The following is a 22,683-nucleotide window of genomic DNA, read 5'->3' on the forward strand; positions in this document are numbered from 1 at the left end:
TTGCATTAATTTATGCAAGGCAGTTTTTTATTTATTGGCATTATAAATTAGCAAATTTTTCCAATAAGCGAATCATTTGGCAAGTAAAACCATATTCATTGTCATACCAAGCCACAGTTTTCACTAATTGGAAATCGCCAGCTGTCGTTACTTCTGTTTGCGTTGGGTCAAAAATCGAACCTTCTGTCGTGCCGATTATGTCTCCAGAAACAATTTCACGATCATCATAACCGAAAGAAGGGTTATCAATGGTGTGTTTTTTCATTGCTTCATTTACTTGATCAGCTGTTACTTTTGTTTTTAAAATGCTAACTAATTCTGTTAAGGATCCATCCACAACGGGAACACGTTGGGCATGGCCTTGTAATTTTCCATTAAGTTCTGGAATAACTAAGCCAATTGCTTTAGCAGCACCAGTTGAATGGGGAATAGTATTGTCTGCAGCAGAGCGTGCCGCACGAAGATTTCCGCCACGAACAGGGCCATCTAATAGCATTTGTGTTGATGTGTAGGCATGGACAGTTGTCATGGTACCAACTTCAATACCGAATTCATTATTTAAGAAGTAAGCCATCGGTGCTAGACAGTTTGTCGTACATGAACCAGCAGAAATGATTTTATCGTTGGCATCAAGTGTATCATCATTGACGTTGTAAACGATTGTTTTCATTGCGCCTGCAGGAGCAGAGATAACCACACGTTTCACACCTGCATCTAAATGAGCTTGTGCTTTTTCTTCAGAGGTATAAAAACCTGTACATTCAAGGACAATGTCTACTCCGTTTTCTTTAACCCAAGGGATTTTACTTGCATCTGGTTCTGCGTAGACACGGGTTTCTTCGCCGTCAACCACAATGCCATTTTCAGTGGCTGTCACGGTGCCAGGATAGGTGCCATGCGTAGAGTCAAATTGTAATAAGTGAGCCAACATTGTTGGGCTAGTCAAATCATTGATTGCCACAACTTCAATATCATCAGAAACTTCTTTTATTCGGCGAAAGGCTAAACGACCAATTCTTCCAAAACCGTTAATTCCTACTTTGACTGTCATAACAAAAATTCCTCCTTTAGATGTTTGTGTTTCTTTGGACCCTTGCTGAAAAAGTGATTTTCTTCAACTATCTATAGTATGAACCTCTAAAATTTTTTTGTCAAAAGACTGATAGCGAAGCGACAAAAAGAAAGCGAAAGATTCATGAGAAATTTTGCTTTTTCCAACGATAACTAACTAGAATTGCTAGACAAACGGTTGTTTTCCCGATACAATAATAAAGACTTTCGAATCATGCTTTTTGAGGTGATTAAAGATAGTAGAAGTAGAATAGGAGGACAAATTATATGTCCATGTTTTTAGATCAAGTGACGATTGATGTCAAAGCTGGTAAAGGCGGCGACGGAATGGTTGCTTTCCGTAGAGAAAAATATGTACCAGACGGGGGTCCCGCTGGTGGTGATGGCGGTCGCGGTGGCGACGTTGTTTTAGTTGTTGAAGAAGGATTACGCACATTAATGGATTTCCGGTTTAATCGTCATTTTAAGGCGACACCTGGAGAAAATGGTATGAGTAAAGGAATGCACGGTCGTGGTTCAGAAGATTTACTTGTCAAAGTTCCACCAGGTACAACAGTTCGTGATGCAGAAACTGGAGCTTTAATTGGGGATTTAATTGAGAATGGTCAGACCTTAGTAGTAGCAAAAGGCGGACGCGGTGGTCGCGGGAATATTCGCTTTGCTTCCCCAAGAAACCCTGCACCAGAAATTGCCGAAAACGGCGAACCGGGCCAAGAACGTAAAATCGAATTAGAATTAAAAGTTTTAGCAGATGTTGGCTTAGTTGGGTTTCCTTCTGTAGGGAAATCAACGTTACTCTCTGTTATCTCGTCCGCTCGTCCGAAAATTGGTGCCTATCATTTTACGACGTTAGTTCCAAACTTAGGGATGGTGACTACTAGTGACGGTCGAAGCTTCGCTGCAGCAGATTTGCCAGGCTTAATTGAAGGAGCTTCTCAAGGTGTCGGCTTAGGAACACAGTTTTTACGCCACATTGAACGGACGCGTGTTATTTTACATGTCATTGATATGAGTGGTATGGAAGGACGCGATCCTTATGAAGATTATTTGGCAATCAATAAAGAATTGGCTTCACACAATTTACGTTTGATGGAGCGACCTCAAATTATTGTTGCCAATAAAATGGACATGCCTGAAGCAGAAGAGAATTTAGCGAAATTTAAAGAGCAACTTGCGAAGGAACGCACAGATGAGTATGCTGATGAGCTACCTATTTTCCCAATCTCTGGGGTTACTCGTAAAGGTATTGAACCTTTATTAAATGCAACAGCTGACTTGTTGGAAGTAACGCCTGAATTCCCATTATATGAAGATGAAGTAGTAGAGGAAGAAACCGTTCGTTATGGCTTCCAACCAGAAGGTCCAGAATTTACGATTGATCGTGAACCAGATGCTTCATGGGTTTTATCTGGTGAAAAATTAGAAAAATTATTTGAAATGACGAATTTCGATCATGATGAAACAGTAATGCGTTTTGCACGTCAATTACGTGGTATGGGTGTCGATGAGGCATTACGAGCACGTGGCGCGAAAGATGGCGACATTGTTCGGATTGGTAATTTTGAATTTGAATTTGTCGAATAAGCATAAAACCAGTTCACTCAGTGAACTGGTTTTTTATTTTAAAATTAGTATTAAATCAGCGAATAGATTGAAATAATATTTTTAATAGCTTATAATTTTAAATGTAACAAAATAACAAACGAAAGGAGCGAAATTGAAATGGAAAACAATCAAGCAATTGTTCCTAAGTTTTCAGTTAAAAGTGCTGGTTTTCTTTTTAGTATGGGGCTCTTATGTGGTGTCCTGTTGCCGAGTGTTTTATTATGGACTTTCAATCTGCCGTTTAATATTGGTGCCATGATTTTTTTGCCTGTTGGGATTGCTTTTGCGTTAGCGTATAGTCATTATTTTATTGAAACGAAAACAGGTTTTTGTAAGCGTTTTATTTGGTTGTTTTTAATTTCTCTTATTTTATTAGAGCTTATCTCTTATTTATGGCTGATTAAAGGAGTTATTTTTTAAGAGAAAAACAGAGGAGAGTGTTATTTATGTTAGATAAACTGACTGTTTGGATTGAAAATCATCTAGCTGGACCAATGGCTAAAATTGCCAATCAGCGCCATTTACGTGCGGTGCGGGATGGAATTATTGCGACATTACCTTTAATTATTGTCGGTTCTTTTTTTCTAATTATTGCGTTTCCGCCGTTACCAGAATCTTGGGGCATTACTCAATTTTTAACAAGTAATGCTGCTACAATCTTACTGCCTTACCGAATGACAATGTACATTATGGCGTTATATGCGACTTTTGGCATTGGCGCTAGTTTAGCGAAATCATATAATCTTGATCAAGTCTCTGGAGGGATTTTGGCTACGATTGCTTTTTTATTAACATTAGTACCTGTAGCGATTCCTGAAGAAGCCAGTAAAGCAGCTGGCGTTTCTGGGTTTGTTTTACCAATGGCTAATTTGGGTGGTGCAGGGATGTTTGTCGGGATTGTGACGTCAATTATTGCTGTCGAAATCTATCGAGTAACAGATAAGTCTAAGTTCAAAATTACAATGCCTGATAACGTTCCACCTGCTGTTGCTCGTTCATTTGAATCATTGACGCCGACGTTAATTGTCATGTTATTGATTGGTTCAATCACTTATTATTTAGGCTTTGATTGGCACACATTTGTAGGGAACTTAGTAGGACCACTAGTTCAAGCAGCAGATTCTTTATTGAGTGTCTTGCTGTTAGTCTTTTTAACCACATTTTTCTGGTTCTTTGGGATTCACGGTGCTTCAATCGTAGGATCGTTGGCGCGTCCTCTATGGCTACAACTATTAGAGGAAAACACGACTGCTAAAGCAGCTGGCGAAGCATTGCCTCGGATTGCGGCAGAGCCATTTTACCAATGGTTCATTTGGATTGGTGGTGCTGGAGCCACAATTGGCTTAGCTATATTATTAGCCTTTCGGGCAAAATCAGAATATGGTTCAAAACTAGGAAAAGCTATTTTAGCACCGTCTATTTTTAATATTAATGAGCCAGTTATTTTCGGTGTACCGATTGTCTTAAATCCGATTTTAATGATTCCTTTTATCTTTGCACCAATGGTTTTAGCAACGATTGCTTGGTTTGCCACTAAATTAGGTTTAGTTAGTGAAGTTGTCTTTACCGCACCTTGGACCTTACCAGGACCAATTGGCGCCTTTATGGCGACAGGTGGCGATTGGCGTGCTGCTGTTTTGAATATTGTTTTAATTCTAGTGGCCATCTTGATTTACTATCCGTTCTTTGTAGCTTATGATAAAAATGAGCTTGCCAAAGAGCAAGGCAAACAAATAGAAGAATAAAGAGTGCAGCCGTTTAGTGTCCAGAACAAAAGGTGATGACCTTTTGTTCTGGACCTATTTGTTTATAGGTGATGAAAATTCTCAATTTTTTTGAAATGTATAGAAAATTTTGAGAAAAGAAACGCATAAAAAAGTGTAAAATATTATATATATAATGAAAATGGTTTTCTTTTGTGTGAACATAATAAAGTTATTGTTAACTAAAAGAGAAAAGGGGTATGAAAATGGTTAGAACGAAGGTATATACAAAGGAAAAAATCTTAAACGTAGCTGAAAAAATTTTAGTAGATAAAGGTTTTTCTAATTTAACTGCTAGAAATATTGCAGATACTATGGGGATTTCTACGCAGCCAATTTATTTAGAATTTGTCAACATGGACGATTTAAAACGAACCTTAATTAAATCGTTATTTCATCGTATGCAATTATTTTATAAAGCAGATGTCGGTGCCTCAGACCCAGTGATTGCATTGGGTCTGAACTTTATATTATTTGCCCAAAAACATCAAAAAATCTATACGGCGTTATTTATGAAAGCACATGGTTATGAAGAAGAATTGCAGCAAATGCTTCAAACTTTTTTTGAAGAGCGTTTATTATTGGATAAAAAATATGTACAAATGGACAAAGGAAAATTTGTCGAATTATTTCCTAAAATGGTGGTAATCTATTTAGGTTTAGCCACAGCGGTTACAATGAAAACAATTGACTTAACTAAGAATCAAGAAATTCAATTATTAAGTCAATTATTGATAGAAGAGTAGTGTTTTGTTATTTATTCAAAATAACAAAAATACGACATAAGTCTGAGAAAAAACTGGTCGTTGCGCCCGAGGAAGGATTGTTTAAAACTTGCTATACTTTGGAAGAAGTAACAGAGAATAATTACTCGGGAGGATTTATGTGATGAAATTTATTAAATTTTTAGTGGTGACAGCAATTGTTATTGGTGGTGGTTTATTTGGGGCCAAGTTTTACGCAGAGAAGAACTCTGGCGAATTAGCTGGTGTGTTAGATCAATTAAATCCATTGGTTAAAGAAGGAAATGTGTATGTTAAAACAAAGAAAGCCGATAGTGTTAATGGCTATGGAATTGCTAGTTATACGCAAGTAGCCGCAGATGAGGAAGGCAAAACGCGAGAAATTACTTTCACAGCGGACCATGAATTAAAAACAGATCATTATCTAAAAGTCTCAAATAAAGGGGCCCACATCAATACGTATGAAGAGGTCAATCAAGACCAAGTGCCAGAAAAGGCATTACAAGCGATTCAAAAATAACAAAAAGTCAGAACGTACGCTGAAGATACGTTCTGACTTTTTGTTATTTTTTTGCTTCTTGAAGAATATTGATTTTTTCAATTTTAACATCAGTTTTTGGTTTATCGTTGGCACCAACTTCGACTTTGGCAATTTTATCGACAATATCCATTCCTTTGGTTACTTGACCGAAAACAGTATGTTTTTTATCAAGAGAAGGATAGCCGCCTTTTTTGTAAGCATCAATGATTGCTTTTGGATAATCATCATATAAAAGACCATCAGATTGATCATCTGTATTTTGGACAATAAAGAACTGACTGCCGTTAGTATTAGGTCCTGCATTCGCCATTGATAATGCGCCACGAATGTTATATAACTGGTTTGAAAATTCATCTTCAAATGGTTTATTCCAGATGCTGTTTCCGCCAGTTCCATCACCGCTAGGATCGCCACCTTGGATCATAAAGTTATTGATGACGCGGTGGAAAGTCAAGCCATCATAATAGCCATCTTTGGCATGTTTCATAAAGTTCTCGACAGTTTTTGGAGCCTGTTTAGGAAATAATTTGATTTCAATATTTCCCATTGAAGTAACCATTTGGACTAAGTCTTGATCTTCGGCAACTTTGTCATCTAGTTGTGGTAAATCTAGTGAATTTAAGTCGACCGAATCCTTTGTTTTGCTTTCATTGGATTTAGCGATAGAATCACTCGTTGCGGTCGTGCTTTTATTATTGGTTGTGTTACAGCCTGCTAAAAGCAAGGTGAATGCTGCAACTGAAGCAACAGCAAGCATTTTCTTATGTTTCATCTGTTTTCCTCTTCCTTTCACACTGACAATTAGGTTCTTTTTTATCATAACAAAAGAGAAGATAACAAACCAGTGGAATTTTTATAAGATTTCCTATAGGAAAGGTGTAGACCACTTTTGTTTTTTTTGTTACAATGTAAGCAGATACATTATTATGTTTTACAATTTAGGAGGCAATCACATGGGAAAATTAGGTATTTCAATTTATCCAGAACGTTCAACATTTGAAAAGGACAAAGCATATTTGGATTTGGCTCATAAATACGGCTTTAAGCGTGTCTTTACTAGTTTATTGCAAATCAATGATGATCGGGAAAAGGTATTAGCAGAGTTTAAAAAAGTCGTAGATTACGCCAACCAATTAGGTATGGAAGTGATGGTCGATATTAATCCTGCATTGTTCGAACAATTAGGCATCTCTTATGATGATTTATCATTTTTCCATGATATGGGCGCTTACGGTATTCGTTTAGATCTTGGCTTTACTGGGCAAGAAGAGGCGAATATGACAAGAAACCCTTATGGCATTAAAATTGAAATTAATATGAGTTCAGGCACAAGTTATGTTGATAATATTATGGCCTACTCACCAAACACAGAAAATTTACTAGGCTCACATAATTTCTATCCACATCGCTATACAGGCTTAGGCTATGATCATTTTGTTTATTGTTCAGAAAAATTTAGAAAATATAATTTAAATACGATGGCGTTTGTGAACTCACACGATGCTACATTTGGGCCATGGCCGACACAAGATGGGTTATGTTCTTTGGAAGACCACCGCGATTTAGAAATTGCAACGCAAGTTAAGCATTTAGTTTTAACAGGATTAATCGATGATATTTCTGTCGGAAATGCTTATGCCTCAGAAGCAGAATTAGCAGCAATGGCAGAAGCCTTTCGTGCACCGTATCCTTCGATCAAAGTGGATACAGAACCAGAAATCACAGAAGATGAAAGAATTGCATTGTTCGATAACTTACACAGTTATCGTGGAGATCGTTCTGATTACGTTTTGCGTTCAACAATGACACGTGTTTACTATAAAGATCGTCCTTTCCCAGCTCATACAACGAGAGATATTGTTCGAGGCGATGTCTTGATTGACAACGTTGGCTATGGACAATACAAAGGGGAAACACAAATTGCTTTAAAAGAAATGAAAAATGATGGCCGTGTAAATGTGGTTGGTCGTATTTCTGATGACGAACGTTTCTTATTAGAATTTTTGAAGCCATGGTCAAGTTTTAAACTTATTGAAAATAAATAATTTTTAGTTTCCTATAAATAGATAAGTGGAGCATAGCGCAAAAGGTAACATTTTTGTGCTATGCTTTTTTGTCGCAACAAAATTGTCCCATTGTAGTGGTAAAGAAAGATGGTTGAATCTTTGAATGGTAGTTGTCAAAAAAAGGGTGACAACTTATAATGAATCATACAGTTTAAATAAAAGGAGTACGTAGATGAATCGATGGTTAAAAATTTTGATTGCGCTTATTGTAGTAATTGCAATTGGTTTAATTGCGGCAGGCTTATATTTTTATAATTATGCAGTAGTTCCAGGAAAGAAAGACTTTATAAATGAAAATACCCCAGGGTCAAAAGTGGTCCAGACACCTGAAGGCGCGTGGTTTAAAGATGACAAAAATCGACAAGAATGGTCAATTACTTCGGAAGATGGGCTACGTCTAAAGGCTATTTATTTACCAGCCGACAAAAAAAGTAATCGTACCGTTATTATGGCGCATGGTTATATGGGTTCGGCAGAAACGATGTCTGTCTTTGCGAAAATGTATCATGATTGGGGCTACAATGTGTTAGCGCCAGATGCGCGTGGTCACGGGAAAAGTCAAGGAGATTATATTGGGTTCGGCTGGCCCGATCGTAAAGATTATGTCCAATGGATTGAGAAAGTTTTAACCGAAAATGGTCAGCAAGAACAAATCACTTTATACGGTGTCAGTATGGGTGCTGCTACAGTCATGATGACGAGCGGGGAAAAATTACCAGATAACGTGAAAGCCATTGTGGAAGATTGTGGCTATTCTACAGTCAATCAGGAGTTGCAATATCAATTGAAAGAGCTTTTCAATTTACCAAGTTTCCCATTAGTTAATGTTACTAGCGGGATTACGAAACTTAGAGCTGGCTATTTCTTTGGGGAAGCAAGCGCTGTTAAGCAATTGCAAAAGAATCATTTACCAATGCTCTTTATTCATGGTGAAAATGATACGTTTGTGCCGTTTAGTATGTTAGACGAAGTTTATAATGCAACCCAAGGACCTAAAGAGAAATATGTCGTGCCTGGAGCAGAGCATGCGAAAGCTTATAATAAAAACCCAGAAAAATATAAGGAAACAGTAGCTGCTTTTCTAGATAAATATATAAAATAACAAATTTATTCTTTACTAATAGTAGCAAAAACAAAAGACTTGTTCTTAAGTTAACGACTTAGTGAACAAGTCTTTTGTTGTCAGTTGATTTTTTTTAATAAGTTGGAATTTACCCATGCAATCTAGGGCATAATCTGATAGGATAGTACTAGAAATGAGGGAAGGATAATGGAAGAACAATTAGTCGATTATTTACACTATTTACAAATAGAGCGGGGCTTATCAAATAACACACGACGGAGTTACGAACGAGATTTAAAAAAATACGTAGCCTTTTTACAAGAACAAGGCTTGCATTCTTGGGACGAAGTTGACCGTTACATGATTACAGAATTTTTGCAATCCCTTCACGAAGAACAGCAAGCTTCAGCAAGTGTGATTCGGATGATTTCTAGTTTGAGAGGATTTCATCAATTTTTACGTCAAGAACGCTTAAGCGAACATAATCCGATGCAACATATTGACTCCCCCAAGAAAGTTCAAAAATTGCCAAGTACATTATCTGTTGACGAAGTGACTCGATTAATTGAAACGCCTGATACAAGTAAACCACTAGGTATGCGGAATCGTGCTATTTTAGAAGTGATGTATGCAACGGGCCTGCGAGTTAGTGAGCTAATTGAAATAAAATTAGGGGATCTGCATTTATCCATTGGTTTATTGCAAACAATCGGAAAAGGCGACAAAGAACGAATTATTCCTTTAGGCGATTATGCGATTCAATGGATTGAGCGCTATATGAACGAAGCCAGACCTCAATTGATTAAAAACCATCCGAATGAAACACACCTGTTCGTTAATCATCATGGCGAACCGTTATCTAGACAGGGCATTTGGAAAAATTTAAAACAGATTGTTCGAGAAGCCCAGATAGAGAAAAATATTACGCCGCATACATTACGGCATAGCTTTGCGACACATTTGTTGGAAAATGGCGCAGATCTTAGAATCGTGCAAGAATTATTAGGACATGCAGATATCTCCACGACACAAATTTATACACATATTACCAAACAACGAATGGCAGATGTTTATAAGGAACATTTTCCTCGGGCTTAATTTGCGAGAATGCCCACAAACGAATAAATTTATGGTAAACTAGGAAGTCGAGAAAAGAAAGTAGGTGTCGTTTTTGCAAGAAATTAATTTAAAACTAGATGTCTTTGAAGGACCACTGGATCTTCTACTACATTTAATTCAAAAATTAGAAATCGATATCTATGACATTCCCATTACAGCAGTAACTGAACAATACATGTCTTATATTCATGCGATGCAAACCTTAGAGTTAGAAGTCGCTGGAGAATATTTAGTCATGGCTGCCACCTTAATGGCTATTAAAAGTCAGATGTTGCTTCCAAAACAAGAGCTTGAAATCATTGATGATGAAGATTTTTTTGAAGAGGAAGACCCACGGGAAGCTTTAGTAGCTCAGTTATTGGAGTATCGGAAATTTAAATATGCAGCGACTGTTTTACACGAAAAAGAAGAAGAACGTAAACTCTATTATACAAAAGAACCAATGGATATGGATGATTATAAAGAGGAAGATACAACACTACCGCCTAATCAAATCAATACAATTGATTTATTTCTAGCCTTTCATTCCATGTTAGAAAAGAAAAAAAATCGCCAGCCTGTTGAAACAACTGTTGCCAGTGACGATGTTTCCATCGAAGAAAAAATCTCCGCTATTTCAGAGCGTATGCGTCAAGTACAGAAAGGGAAGGCAGTGTCGTTTGATTCTTTCTTCGATTCTTATTCCAAACAAGAAATTGTGACAACGTTCATGGCTCTTTTAGAATTAATGAAAACGGGCGTGATTTATGCTGAACAAGAAAATAATTATAGTGAAATTTTGTTATTTAATACAGAAACCCAGCAGGAAGATACAACAGAGGTGGAGGAAACACAGTGACATTAGTTAGTCAAATTGAAGCAATTTTATTTGTGGTTGGCGAAGAAGGAATTGGCTTGGAAGAGCTTGCGTACTTATTAGAGAAGTCAACAGCAAAAACCTATGAAGAATTAACGAAATTGAAAGAACATTATGCTTCTGACAATAAATCGGCGTTGAATATTTTAGAAGTCGGCAATCATTTTGTCTTAACAACTAAGAAAAAATATGCCTCATTACTAAAAAAATATGCGCAATCGCCTATGTCGAACGCCTTATCACAAGCGGCGCTAGAAACATTATCCATTATTGCTTATAAGCAACCAATTTCGCGTATTGAAATTGATGAAATTCGTGGCGTACAGACTTCTGGCTCTATCCAAAAGTTAGTTGCCCGTCAGTTGATAGAAGAAAAAGGCCGTGTAGATGGTCCTGGTAGAGCGATTTTGTATGGCACAACGAAGTATTTTATGGATTACTTTGGGTTGAAAAGTTTAGATGAATTACCAGATATCCAACAAATGGAAGATGAATTAGAAGAAGAACTACCAATGGATCTATTTTTTGATCGTTATCAAGAAACGAACCCAATGTCTGAAACAACAGAAGGCGAGGAAGCTTAAACAATGGAAAGATTACAAAAAGCAATTGCTCATGCTGGGGTGACTTCGCGTCGCAAAGCAGAGGAATTAATTGTCAAAGGTCGCGTAAAAGTCAATGGCCAAGTGGTCAAAGAATTAGGAACGCAAGTAAGTAAACAAGATACTGTTGAGGTTGATGGCGTACCAATTTATCAAGAAGAATATGGTTATTATTTATTCTATAAACCAAGAGGGGTTATTTCTGCGGTGTCTGACGATAAAGGCCGTAAAGTAGTAACGGATTATTTTACAGATGTTACTGAGCGAATTTATCCAGTCGGTCGTCTGGATTATGATACTTCTGGGTTGTTACTTTTAACGAATGATGGAAGTTTTTCACAAAAATTAACCCATCCTAAACATGAAGTAGATAAAGTCTACGTAGCAAAAATTAAAGGTGTACCAACTAAACGGGATCTATTGCCATTAGCCAAAGGCATTCGCATTGATGGCAAACGCACAGCACCAGCCAATTTTCAAATTCTTTCAGCGGACATTAAAACAGGTAGCAGTGTCGTGGAATTAACGATTCATGAAGGACGTAATCATCAAGTGAAGAAAATGTTTCAAGCTGTTGGTTTCCCTGTTCAAAAATTAAAACGTGAACGTTACGGTGAGTTGACCTTACAAGGTTTGCGACCAGGGCAATATCGTGATTTAACTAAAAAAGAAATCAGTCAATTATTAAATCAAGCTAAATAAGATAAAATGACTCGATCTCTTCGCGCTTATGGCGGAGGGATTGTTTTTTTTTTTGAGAAACGAAACAATCAATGAAATTTAATAAAAAAGCTTAGTTAGTTGCATTCATTGTTCAAATCGGTTACACTAAGTAAGTAAAAAAATATAATACAAGGTTCGTCTTCAGGGGCAGGGTGTAATTCCCGACCGGTGGTTATAGTCCACGACTCGTTTTTAACGATTGAATTGGTGTAATTCCAATACCGACAGTATAGTCTGGATAAAGAAGATAGGGCTTATTTGAGACGCTTTTTCATCAGATAATCCTACTCTATTTTTCCCTGCAGAAAAATAGGGTTTTTTTGTATGACAAAGAAGCGAATCAAAAAGTTCGTTGAAGATGGGTCCTTAATTGGAGGATTTCAGATGAACAACAAGGTACAAAAAATGGTCAGCATTGCAATGTTGGCTGCAATCGGTACAGTATTACAATTTGTGGCATTTCCGATTATGCCGGCGTTTAGTTTTTTGAAAATCGATTTTAGTGATATTCCGATTCTACTCGGAATGTTCTTGTACGGACCGTTAGCAGGAGTAATTACTGCTTTTGTTCGTTCGTTGCTACACCTGTTCTTAACCGGACTAGCACCGCAAAATATGGTGGGAGATTTCGCTAGCTTTTTAGCAAGTAGTATCTTCACCTTGCCAATTTTTTATTTCTTTGGTAAAAAGAAAAATATCCGTACAAATCGGATAGTGGGCTTAGTAAGTGGGATTTTAGCCTTGACAATTTTCATGAGTATTGCGAATTATTTTGTCATTACACCCATTTACTTACAATTATATGGTGTGACCACACAACAATTTTTAGGAACATCTTTAGCAAGCTATGTGGCGATTGGTATTGTGCCATTCAACCTTATTAAAGGCCTCTTAGTCAGTGGTGTTTTTCTAGTACTACATGCGAAGTTATTGCCATGGCTATCAAAAAAACAACATACTATTCAGAAAAAAACACCGTTAACAAAATAAATGATAAAAAACCTGCTGTTGAACAATGTTTGACAGTGGGTTTTTAAAATTTACGCCTAAAAGAAAAGAGGTTGTCATAATCTGTCATCATTCTGTTAAAAAATACTAAACCATCTGCATTGTAATTTTAACTTTCCCTTGGTATGATAGAGACCATCAAAGAAAGAGGAGTTTTCCTGAGTGAAAAAGTGTAAAAATTGTCGTCACGTGAATCGTGATACGGAGTCCTTTTGTGAAGAATGCGGCGCTCCGCTAATGAATGAATCAATGCATCAAGAGGAAAACCAAGCACAACCATCAATGAATAAAGGGAACGAATCTACTCCTCTCAGATCAAAAAGAAGCTGGATCTGGGTGTTTCTTTTTGTGTTCATCGTTCTTGGAACGGGTAGCTATTTTCTCGGGACGCATTATTTTTCTAAGGAACAACAAATTTCTCATTTTATTGAAGCGATTGAGAATGGTGATGCCCAAGAATTAAGTAAAAAAATGAGGACGAACGAGTCTGAATTTCAAGTGAATCCGCAAAGCATTAAGCCTTTAATCACTTATTATCAAAAAAATCCAACTGAGCTAAAAAAATTAGAAAAAGCGCTATTAAAGGATAAAAAGCTACATGGTTTAACTATTCGTGAAACGAGTCAAACAGCATTTTTCTTTCACCGTTATCAATTCATTTTAACGCCTGTTTCTGTTCAGTTAACGACGAATCAGCGCGGTGTGACGCTGGCAATGAACGGGCGGGAAGTGGGCACTTCCGACTCAACTACTTATCAAAAGGAATTGGGACCCTTAGCGCCAGGACAATATACCTTTACAGCCACAGTGAAAGATAGCACCGGCGAACCTGTTATCACAGAAGAGTATCGTTTATTAGAAGAAGAGAATTATATTTCTAGTATACCTTTAGATTTTAAACGAATGAATTTTGTTGTGGAGAGCAATCTGCCAGACGCAGATATTTATATTAATGATCGGAAAGTTGGTACGCTAACGAATGGAAGCAAAACGATTGGCCCTTTGTTCTGGTCCAAAGGGATGACGATTCAACTTAAAAAGACGATTAATGGAGAAGAAATTCAAACATCAAAAGAAACGATTGGTGAAAATGATTTTGTCGAAGCGCTCTCCGATAATCCTACGCTACAATTGAATTTTCCATTAGCTAGCGACTATGATGCCCGCAAAGCGCTAGAAACCTTTTATCAAGCATTTGCCAAACAAGTGAAAAGTCATACGGATAGTGCAGAATTTGCTAAAAAATATCTCGTTGGTGGGGAAAATAATCCTCAATTTCCTTCTTTTATAGAAGCACTTGAACGATTACGTGAAAAGAAATCGACCGATGGTTCACCAGATTTTGAAGTGACCATTAATACGCTACAATTGGATAGTAAAGAAAATTACCATGTCAATTATTATTTAGAAACCAAAAATTCTAAAGCAAAAGAAAATGGTCTTCGTTATGAATGGATCAATGGCCTAAATGATCAAATTCATTTAGTCAAAGAACCGCTAAAAGAAGGACAATTACAGTTTGTTTCGATAGATGAGCAAACACTTGCTTGGCTCGAAAAAATACTCTAAGCAAAAATGAGTGCTAAATTATTTAGCACTCATTTTTGCTTATTTCTATTGCACGCGTGGGACATTTGCGGTACGCTTTTAACACATTCTCGCGTTCGTTTTCTGGAATAAATTGTTGTCGAGCATGCGGCTCGTCTTTAAAAAGGACAATCCCATGATCATCATAATCAAATATATTGGGCGCATAAACTTGACAAAGTCCACAAGCAATACATTTTTCAGGAACTAAACGTGATTGCATAAACAGTGACACATCCTATCTAAAAGAGGTTTACTATGGAAGCAACTTTTATTTTAGCGTTATTATCTCATGGATACAAGGTACGTGCATCAACTTTGTATCATCTTTTAAAAGGCAAACGGACTAGCTCTGTTTTGATTTATGGTTTTTTATATGATTGTTTACGATTCATTGGCTGGTGGCCAACGATTTCCGAACAAGCCTATTTTCAATTTCTTGAAAAAGTTTCGAAGGCGAAACAAATTCAGTATCACAAAGAGACAAATGAAATTCAACTAACAAAAGAAGGGCAACTATTTTTAAAGGAGCACCATTTTTCGTTGCTGGATTATCCTGCAATTGATCTTTATCGTTTTGGCAGAAGTGATCGAGAAAGTTGGCAACTCATTCAATTTGCCGTGCAAGTGACTTCGTATTTATCATTTGAGGAAAAACAGTATATTCCACTTTTATCAACACCGATTCCGCAACTATATTTGAAACGATGGTTACAAAAAGACAAGAAAGAGCAGCGCATTCAATCAATCAAAGGAGAACTGTTGCGAGGGTTTGAGTTACTACCTGAAGCAGAAAGCGACTATTTGGTTGCGCAACTTTCTGGTTATCAGCAAACTGGCAAAGTTCCTCAGCAATTAACAAGCCATAAGACAGCTCTTGAACAGCGTTTATGGCATATGCAAGCGGTTCATCATTTACTGCAGTTGATAATGTACGGAGGAAACTATCCTGCTTTACAAACGCTTGTATGGCCGTATCTAGAAAAAAATCTAAACCAAAGTATGCAAGAAACTCAACGTTTGTTAACGGAAGGCAAGACGCTTCAAGAAATTGCTGAGCAGCGAAAAATAAAACTGAGTACCATTCATGATCATCTATTAGAGTTGGCTATTCAAGGGCAGCTGCAGGCGTCTGTTTATCTTGAAAAGGAGGCAATGCTCCAAAAATTGGCTCAAACAGAACAAGATCCGCGGTTGTGGGTGTATCGGGATTGGCGAGCGCAAGAAGAGACGCTTTCTTATTTAGATTTCCGCTTATATCAAATCCAACAAATTTGGCAAGAAAAGGAGTGAGTGTTGTTGACATTAGAACAAGAATTATTCACTCGATTTGGTTATGCAGCGTTTAAGCCTGGTCAAAAAGAAGTGATTACAAACTTACTTGACGGTATGAATACATTGGCTGTTTTGCCAACAGGCACCGGTAAATCATTGTGTTATCAATTTGTGGGCCAGAAGTTAGAGGGACTAACGGTAATTGTTTCTCCTTTACTTTCGTTAATGGAAGATCAGGTGCGTCAATTACAAAGACAAGGAATTAAAGGTGCGGTTGCCTTAAACAGTACGTTACAATATTCAGAAAAGCGTTATATTTTAGCGAAAATGTTCCAATACGATTATCTGTTTTTAAGCCCAGAAATGCTTTTGCAGCAAGAAGTACTTAGTGTGTTACAACGCCAAAAAATTGCATTATTTGTGGTGGATGAAGCCCATTGTGTTTATCAGTGGGGCGTCGATTTTCGCCCTGAATATAGTAAATTAGATCTGGTCCAAAAACAGCTAGACTTTCCTTTGACCTTGGCGTTAACTGCCACAGCGACACCCGTTGTACAGCACGCAATTATAAAACAATTATTTTCTCATGGTAGCTATCAAGAAGTTCTTTCTTCAGTGAATCGAAAAAATATTGGCTTGTTCGTGAAGGAAACGTCAGAAAAAGAAGAAGTGTTACTAGATTACTTATCTAAAACGGCTGGTAAAATCATTATCTATTGCGCCACGCGCAACAAAACAGAACAAATTAGTCAACTTATTCAGGCGAAAACCAGTTTTAAGGTGGCCTATTATCATGGGGGCTTGGAGGCTAGTGAACGTAGTCGCTTGCAAGAACAATTTATTGATAATCAAATCGATATTCTTTGTGCAACGAATGCTTTTGGGATGGGAATCGACAAACCTGATGTTCGTGGAGTGATTCATTTTGATTTGCCTGATAGCTTAGAAAATTACCTGCAAGAAATCGGGCGAGCTGGACGTGATGGTCAAAAAAGTTGGGCGCTATTATTGTATAAAAAAGGGGATGAATTTATTCATCGGTTTTTCTTAGAAGAGACAAGAGCGAATCGAGCGACCTTAAAATCGCTGATTGAAGGAGAAGAACAAGCAGATTTGCTAGAAAATGCCACCGAGTTACAACAAAAATGGGTCCAAGGCTATTTAGCCAAGGATTATTCTTTTGAAGAGCTAGAGCATCGTTTAGAGGAGAAAGAAAAAGATCGTCAAGCACAATTAAGAGGGATGCTGACGTATATTGAAACCACAACCTGTCGAAGAACGTTGATTCAAACTTATTTTCAAGAATCGATTGTAAAACAATCACCGGAAACTTGTTGTGATAATTGTGCGTTATTCTTTGACATTTACCAAGATTCAATAGTAAAATCGAACAAGACCAGCAATCAAAATGAAGAAGATTGGCGTTCTAAATTTCTAAAATTATTTAAAGAACGTGATTAATTCATTTTTTTAGTCGGCAGTTGGCAAAAGCTATGATATAATAACAAGCGAGAGAAGTTTAGGAGGAAATTAGCAGTGAGTAAAAAGGACAAAAAGAAAAACCAAGCTCGTGAGCCATGGGAACAATCAATTTATGAACCTGATCAAAATGGTGGTGGTTCTCGTTTAGCAAAACGCCAACAGCAACGAGGAAATTCATTATTTCTAACTGTTTTAGTTATTTTGCTATTATTAATTATTGCCATTCCAATTGGGACTTTCTTATGGATGATGCAAGACAAGAAACCGAACGAAAGTGCTAGCAAAAATAGCCAGCCATCTTCTTCATTAGTCCAATCATCATCAAAAGAGAAGAAAAAAGAAAGTACGTCAAAATCAGTGGAAAGCTCAGAACCAGCAAGCAGCCAACCAGCTGAAAATACAACACCTTCAAGTTCAGATGCTGCTGCACAGCAACAACAGGACCAACAAGCACAACAACAGCAACAGCAACAACAACAAGAGCAGCAACAACAACAAGAAGCTCAAAATCAACAACAGCAACAAGCGCAGAACCAACAACCTGTTTATGATACCGTTCAAAGTGGCGAAGGGGCACGTCAAGTTGCCGAACGTAACGGAATGACATTAGAACAAATTTTAGCGTTAAATCCTGGGATTGATACATCTGTGTTTTATCCAGGACAACCATTACGTATTAAATAATCCAGAAAAAGAGGTTTGGACAGCACTTTCAAGGGCTAAACCGCGACGGATGATTACATGAGAATGCCAATAAGCAGAAATTTCCGAAAGATGTTTTGCGTCTTTCGAGGGATTTCGGCTTATTGCTTTTTCGTTAGAGACTCGTCATCAGTTTAAATCCAAGTTCTTTTCTTCTGATTTTAATATAAAAGAAGAAGCGCATTTTAAAGGATGCATATCAGTTAAGGAGTTTTTTCATGGGGAAAATCAGTATTGCTATTGACGGACCAGCTTCGTCAGGCAAAAGTACAGTTGCAAAAATTTTAGCAAAACAATTGAATTATGTGTATTGTGACACGGGGGCCATGTACCGAGCGATTACGTATCTGGCCTTGCAAAATCAAATCGACATTCAAGCGGAAGAACCATTAGTAGCGCTTTGTGTAAACCACACTATTTCTTTTCAGCAAGCAGAGAATGGCCAACGTGTTTTTATCGATGGTCATGAATTGACCGAAGCGATTCGCCAGCCAGATGTAACGAATGCTGTTTCAGCTGTTTCAAAACATGCAAAAGTTAGAGAAGAAATGGTGGCGTTACAACAGAAAATTGGTCAAGCCGGCGGAGTTGTCATGGATGGTCGAGATATTGGTACTGCAGTTTTACCAAAGGCCGAAGTAAAGATATTCTTGGTGGCTAGCGTTGAAGAACGTGCAGAACGTCGTTTTAAAGAAAATCAAGAAAAAGGGATTGAGACGGATTTTGAAACCTTGAAGGCGGAGATTGAACGTCGGGATTATTTAGATTCAACCAGAGAAGTATCACCCCTTGTCCAAGCAAGTGATGCTGTGAAAATCGATACAACAGGCTTGACGATTGAAGAAGTCGTCGCCGCCATACAAAATGTGATTAAACAAAAAGGTTTTGAACTTTTTTAAAGAATTTTAAGAAAAATAGAAGAAATCGCTTTATTTTTTTACAAAAATCTCGTACTATGTAAGTATATATAGCTAAGTTTTGGAATTTTTGTTGGCATAGGAGGATAAGAGGCATGACAGATTTTGAAGACAAACAAGTAGCAAACAACGAAACAATGGAAGATGCAATGAACAGCGTTCAAGAAGTCAGTGTTGGCGATATTGTTAAAGGCGAAGTTTTAGCCATCGAAGACAAACAAGTTGTTGTCGGCATTGAAGGAGCGGGCGTTGAAGGCGTTGTTCCTGCAAAGGAATTATCGACTTTACCAGTTGAAGATGTACACGAACTTGTGAAAGTCGGTGATGTGCTAGATTTAGTTGTTATCACATCAATTGGCAAAGATAAAGAAAACGGCAGTTATTTACTGTCAAAACGCCGTTTAGATGCTAAAAAAGTTTGGGAAGAAATTGAACAAGATTTCCAAGCGGGCAAAGTAATCGAAGCACCTGTTACAAATGTTGTTAAAGGTGGTTTGGTTGTTGATGTCGGTGTTCGCGGATTTGTTCCTGCCTCAATGGTTGAAGATCATTTTGTTGCAGATTTTTCTGAATATAAAGGTCAAACACTAGCATTTAAAATTATTGAAATCGAACCTTCAGAAAACCGCTTAATTCTTTCACATAAAGCAGTTGTTGAAGCTGAAAAAGAATCGAAAAAAGAAGAATTACTTTCTTCTTTACATGACGGAGACGTTGTTGAAGGGAAAGTAGCTCGTTTAACAGATTTCGGCGCATTCATTGATTTAGGTGGCGTGGATGGTTTAGTTCATGTTTCTGAAATTGCTCATCAGCATGTGGGCAAACCAAGTGATGCGTTAACTGTTGGCGAAGACGTTCAAGTAAAAATTCTTTCAATTAATCCAGAAGAAGGACGTATTTCTTTATCTATTAAAGAAACATTGCCTGGACCATGGACAGATATCGAAACAAAAGCAGCCGCTGGGACTGTTTTAGATGGAACAGTAAAACGCCTAACAAGCTTCGGTGCGTTTGTGGAAGTTTTCCCTGGTGTGGAAGGATTAGTGCATATTTCTCAAATTTCTCACAAGCATATTGCAACGCCTCATGAAGTCCTTCATGAAGGGGATCAAGTACAAGTGAAAGTTTTAGAAGTTAATCCAGAGGAACATCGTATTGCTTTAAGTATCAAAGCGTTAGAACCAAAACCTGAGTCTCAAGAAGAACCAAAAGAAGAACAGGAATATGAATTGCCTGAAGAAAATACTGGCTTTACCATGGGCGATATTTTAGGTGACGCTTTATCTGATGCGAAAGAAGAGGAATAACCCGTTACTTTCTTGAAATTTATGAGTTTGACATAGCCGTAAACAGATCGGCTATGTCAAACTCATTTTTTCTTGAATTGGTTAGAAAATCAGCAGAAACTAAAACTTTTCTTGCACTTTAAGGTTTGATTAGGTAAACTAGTAAGGATTGAAATTCTCAAGGAGGGAATCAAATGGCAAATCCAACTATTGCGATTGTCGGTAGACCGAATGTCGGTAAATCGACTATTTTTAACCGCATTGCCGGTGAGCGTATCTCGATTGTAGAAGATACTCCTGGTGTAACACGCGACCGTATTTATACAACTGGAGAATGGTTAGGGCGTGAATTTAGTATTATTGATACAGGTGGGATTGATTTAGGTGACGAACCATTTATGGACCAAATCAAACACCAAGCAGAAATTGCGATTGATGAAGCAGATGTGATTATCTTTGTTGCTAGTGGCCGTGAAGGAATTACTGATGCAGATGAGTTAGTAGCAAAAATTTTATATCGTAGTAATAAACCAGTGATCTTAGCTGTTAATAAAGTTGACAATCCTGAAATGCGTAATGATATTTATGAATTTTATGCTTTAGGACTAGGGGATCCTTTCCCAGTTTCTGGTAGTCACGGGTTAGGCATTGGCGATGTGTTAGACGAAGCAGTTAAACATTTTCCTAACACTTCAGAAGAAGAGGACGAAGATACAATTAAATTTAGTTTAATCGGGCGTCCAAATGTCGGTAAATCATCATTGATTAATGCTATTCTTGGTGAGGATCGCGTGATTGTTTCAGATATTGAAGGAACAACGCGAGATGCAATCGATACGTATTTTGAATCTGAAGAAGGTCAAAAGTTCTTAATGATTGATACGGCTGGTATGCGTAAACGTGGGAAAGTATACGAATCAACTGAAAAATATAGCGTCATGCGCGCAATGCGGGCGATTGAACGCTCAGACATTGTTTTAATGGTCTTGAATGCAGAAGAAGGTATTCGTGAGCAAGACAAGCGTGTGGCGGGATATGCCCATGAAGCAGGTCGTGGTATTATTATCGTGGTCAACAAATGGGATACAGTCAAAAAAGATACAAATACAATGCGTGATTTTGAAGCGGAAATTCGTGATGAATTCCAATATTTAGATTATGCACCCATTATTTTTGTGTCTGCATTAACCAAACAACGTTTAAACAAACTGCCTGAACTAATTGAAACAGTAAGTATGAATCAAAACTTACGGATTCCTTCAGCGTTGTTAAATGACGTTGTAATGGATGCTGTAGCAATTAATCCAACACCAACCGATAAAGGAAAACGTTTGAAGATTTTTTATGCAACACAAGTGGCAGTCAAACCACCTACATTTGTTATTTTTGTCAACGAAGAAGAACTAATGCACTTTTCTTATGCCCGGTTTTTAGAAAATCAAATCAGAAAAGCATTTACGTTTGAGGGCACGCCAATTAAAATCATTCCGCGACGCCGAAAATAGTGCATTCTACCATACTTTTTTTAGATATTCAAATAAATTTATCAACTTTGAGAAAAAATGATTATTTTTTGAAAAAACTGGTTAAAATACACTAAAAACCTTGCTATTACAACTTTCTTATGCTATCTTGTTAACAGAATATTGAACCAGATCAATATTTGCTGTCTGTTTTTGGACCACTCAAAAATAGACGGAACTTTAGGTGTGTAAAAACATCGTATCTCTTATAGAGGAGGTGAAATGATCCATGGCAAATAAAGCAGAATTAATCGAAAACGTTGCATCTTCAACTGGTTTAACTAAAAAAGATGCTACTGCAGCAGTAGACGCTGTCTTTTCAACAATTCAAGAAACTCTTGCTAAAGGTGAAAAAGTTCAATTAATCGGTTTTGGTAACTTTGAAGTTCGCGAACGCGCAGCTCGTAAAGGACGTAACCCACAAACTGGACAAGAAATTCAAATCGCTGCAAGCAAAGTACCTGCATTCAAACCAGGTAAAGCATTGAAAGATGCAGTGAAATAAGACAGACAATTAGAACCCTTGGTTTCCAAGGGTTCTTTTTTGAATCATACATAAAAAATGTTATTTTAAGAGGTGGTCGAAACAGCACGCTAAAAGGCTAAACTGTAACGAACCTTGGGTGAGAAAAACGTGCTTCGCTCCGAGAATCAAGCGGGAACGGTTCGACACTCGCTCCTTGCTTTTTTGATAAAAAGAGAAAGATTTATGAATGAAGGACAAAAATAAGTTGTTGCCAGTAGCTGTTTT

Annotated in this window: 23 protein-coding genes and 1 riboswitch; of the genes, 20 read left to right on the forward strand and 3 right to left on the reverse strand. The window is 37.4% G+C overall.

Translation table 11 applies throughout. The features are described from left to right. Nucleotides 1–40: 40 nt before the first annotated feature. Nucleotides 41–1,051 carry a type I glyceraldehyde-3-phosphate dehydrogenase gene (gap, locus tag AB3I72_RS00850; protein ID WP_002357638.1) on the reverse strand — a complete coding sequence of 337 codons (1,011 nt, stop codon included), beginning with the start codon at nt 1,049–1,051 and terminating at the stop codon, nt 41–43. Between the two features lie 287 nt (nt 1,052–1,338). On the opposite strand from gap, the gene obgE reads away from it, so the two are divergent. The 5 genes from obgE (at nt 1,339) to AB3I72_RS00875 (ending at nt 5,702) form a co-directional block, all read left to right on the forward strand. After that, nucleotides 1,339–2,655, forward strand: a complete 1,317-nt coding sequence (gene obgE, locus AB3I72_RS00855) for a GTPase ObgE (protein WP_002384537.1) — start codon at nt 1,339–1,341, stop codon at nt 2,653–2,655. 138 nt (nt 2,656–2,793) lie between these two features. Next, a complete protein-coding gene (locus tag AB3I72_RS00860) occupies nt 2,794–3,096 on the forward strand; it encodes a hypothetical protein (RefSeq protein WP_010817272.1) in 303 nt (100 codons plus the stop codon). A gap of 26 nt (nt 3,097–3,122) precedes the next feature. Next, complete coding sequence (locus AB3I72_RS00865) at nt 3,123–4,421, forward strand: PTS sugar transporter subunit IIC (protein WP_002363934.1); 1,299 nt, start codon at nt 3,123–3,125, stop codon at nt 4,419–4,421. A gap of 218 nt (nt 4,422–4,639) precedes the next feature. Then, on the forward strand, nt 4,640–5,185 hold the full coding sequence (locus AB3I72_RS00870) for a TetR/AcrR family transcriptional regulator (RefSeq protein WP_002360361.1): 546 nt from the start codon (nt 4,640–4,642) through the stop codon (nt 5,183–5,185). 142 nt (nt 5,186–5,327) lie between these two features. Then, the gene (locus tag AB3I72_RS00875) at nt 5,328–5,702 is read left to right on the forward strand and encodes a YxeA family protein (RefSeq protein WP_002357632.1); all 375 of its coding nucleotides are present in this window, start codon (nt 5,328–5,330) and stop codon (nt 5,700–5,702) included. A 43-nt stretch (nt 5,703–5,745) separates the two neighbouring features. On the opposite strand, the gene AB3I72_RS00880 is transcribed toward AB3I72_RS00875, so the two are convergent. Further along, a complete protein-coding gene (locus AB3I72_RS00880; RefSeq protein WP_271852144.1) occupies nt 5,746–6,495 on the reverse strand; it encodes a peptidylprolyl isomerase in 750 nt (249 codons plus the stop codon). 181 nt (nt 6,496–6,676) lie between these two features. Between AB3I72_RS00880 and AB3I72_RS00885 the strand changes: the two genes are divergently transcribed. The 8 genes from AB3I72_RS00885 (at nt 6,677) to AB3I72_RS00920 (ending at nt 14,729) form a co-directional block, all read left to right on the forward strand. After that, a complete protein-coding gene (locus tag AB3I72_RS00885) occupies nt 6,677–7,768 on the forward strand; it encodes a DUF871 domain-containing protein (protein ID WP_010816511.1) in 1,092 nt (363 codons plus the stop codon). A 193-nt stretch (nt 7,769–7,961) separates the two neighbouring features. After that, nucleotides 7,962–8,891 carry an alpha/beta hydrolase gene (locus AB3I72_RS00890; RefSeq protein WP_002357629.1) on the forward strand — a complete coding sequence of 310 codons (930 nt, stop codon included), beginning with the start codon at nt 7,962–7,964 and terminating at the stop codon, nt 8,889–8,891. A gap of 168 nt (nt 8,892–9,059) precedes the next feature. Continuing rightward, on the forward strand, nt 9,060–9,950 hold the full coding sequence (gene xerD, locus AB3I72_RS00895) for a site-specific tyrosine recombinase XerD (RefSeq protein WP_002360354.1): 891 nt from the start codon (nt 9,060–9,062) through the stop codon (nt 9,948–9,950). A 64-nt stretch (nt 9,951–10,014) separates the two neighbouring features. Further along, nucleotides 10,015–10,809 carry a segregation/condensation protein A gene (locus AB3I72_RS00900; protein WP_002384532.1) on the forward strand — a complete coding sequence of 265 codons (795 nt, stop codon included), beginning with the start codon at nt 10,015–10,017 and terminating at the stop codon, nt 10,807–10,809. Further along, nucleotides 10,806–11,411, forward strand: a complete 606-nt coding sequence (gene scpB / locus AB3I72_RS00905) for an SMC-Scp complex subunit ScpB (protein WP_002357625.1) — start codon at nt 10,806–10,808, stop codon at nt 11,409–11,411. The genes AB3I72_RS00900 and scpB overlap by 4 nt, the downstream gene beginning before the upstream one ends. Nucleotides 11,412–11,414: 3 nt before the next feature. Then, nucleotides 11,415–12,131, forward strand: a complete 717-nt coding sequence (locus tag AB3I72_RS00910; protein WP_002357624.1) for a pseudouridine synthase — start codon at nt 11,415–11,417, stop codon at nt 12,129–12,131. A gap of 154 nt (nt 12,132–12,285) precedes the next feature. Beyond that, a riboswitch (FMN riboswitch) is annotated at nt 12,286–12,405 on the forward strand. A 71-nt stretch (nt 12,406–12,476) separates the two neighbouring features. Continuing rightward, nucleotides 12,477–13,142: an ECF transporter S component gene (locus tag AB3I72_RS00915; protein WP_002382314.1), complete on the forward strand. Its 666-nt coding sequence runs from the start codon at nt 12,477–12,479 to the stop codon at nt 13,140–13,142. A 255-nt stretch (nt 13,143–13,397) separates the two neighbouring features. Continuing rightward, complete coding sequence (locus AB3I72_RS00920) at nt 13,398–14,729, forward strand: zinc ribbon domain-containing protein (protein WP_368023504.1); 1,332 nt, start codon at nt 13,398–13,400, stop codon at nt 14,727–14,729. Between the two features lie 22 nt (nt 14,730–14,751). Here the strand turns inward: AB3I72_RS00920 and AB3I72_RS00925 are convergent, their stop codons facing one another. Continuing rightward, entirely contained in the window at nt 14,752–14,970 is a 219-nt protein-coding gene (locus AB3I72_RS00925; protein ID WP_002357617.1) for a ferredoxin, read from the reverse strand. Between the two features lie 35 nt (nt 14,971–15,005). Between AB3I72_RS00925 and AB3I72_RS00930 the strand changes: the two genes are divergently transcribed. From AB3I72_RS00930 to AB3I72_RS00960, 7 genes are all read left to right on the forward strand, one after another. Next, the gene (locus tag AB3I72_RS00930) at nt 15,006–16,040 is read left to right on the forward strand and encodes a helix-turn-helix domain-containing protein (protein WP_368023414.1); all 1,035 of its coding nucleotides are present in this window, start codon (nt 15,006–15,008) and stop codon (nt 16,038–16,040) included. Further along, a complete protein-coding gene (locus AB3I72_RS00935) occupies nt 16,041–17,483 on the forward strand; it encodes an ATP-dependent DNA helicase RecQ (RefSeq protein ID WP_061101174.1) in 1,443 nt (480 codons plus the stop codon). Nucleotides 17,484–17,558: 75 nt separating this feature from the next. Continuing rightward, nucleotides 17,559–18,188 carry a LysM domain-containing protein gene (locus AB3I72_RS00940; RefSeq protein WP_002369411.1) on the forward strand — a complete coding sequence of 210 codons (630 nt, stop codon included), beginning with the start codon at nt 17,559–17,561 and terminating at the stop codon, nt 18,186–18,188. A 236-nt stretch (nt 18,189–18,424) separates the two neighbouring features. After that, entirely contained in the window at nt 18,425–19,105 is a 681-nt protein-coding gene (cmk, locus tag AB3I72_RS00945; protein ID WP_061101173.1) for a (d)CMP kinase, read from the forward strand. A gap of 113 nt (nt 19,106–19,218) precedes the next feature. Further along, nucleotides 19,219–20,430, forward strand: coding sequence for a 30S ribosomal protein S1 (rpsA, locus tag AB3I72_RS00950; RefSeq protein WP_002360341.1), 1,212 nt, complete (start codon nt 19,219–19,221; stop codon nt 20,428–20,430). 173 nt (nt 20,431–20,603) lie between these two features. Further along, the gene (der, locus tag AB3I72_RS00955) at nt 20,604–21,914 is read left to right on the forward strand and encodes a ribosome biogenesis GTPase Der (protein WP_002357608.1); all 1,311 of its coding nucleotides are present in this window, start codon (nt 20,604–20,606) and stop codon (nt 21,912–21,914) included. A gap of 247 nt (nt 21,915–22,161) precedes the next feature. Further along, nucleotides 22,162–22,437, forward strand: a complete 276-nt coding sequence (locus tag AB3I72_RS00960) for an HU family DNA-binding protein (protein ID WP_002357604.1) — start codon at nt 22,162–22,164, stop codon at nt 22,435–22,437. The last annotated feature ends 246 nt before the right edge of the window (nt 22,438–22,683 follow it).

The organism is Enterococcus sp. GC34, from assembly GCF_040886645.1.
In the GTDB taxonomy this organism is placed as follows: domain Bacteria; phylum Bacillota; class Bacilli; order Lactobacillales; family Enterococcaceae; genus Enterococcus; species Enterococcus faecalis.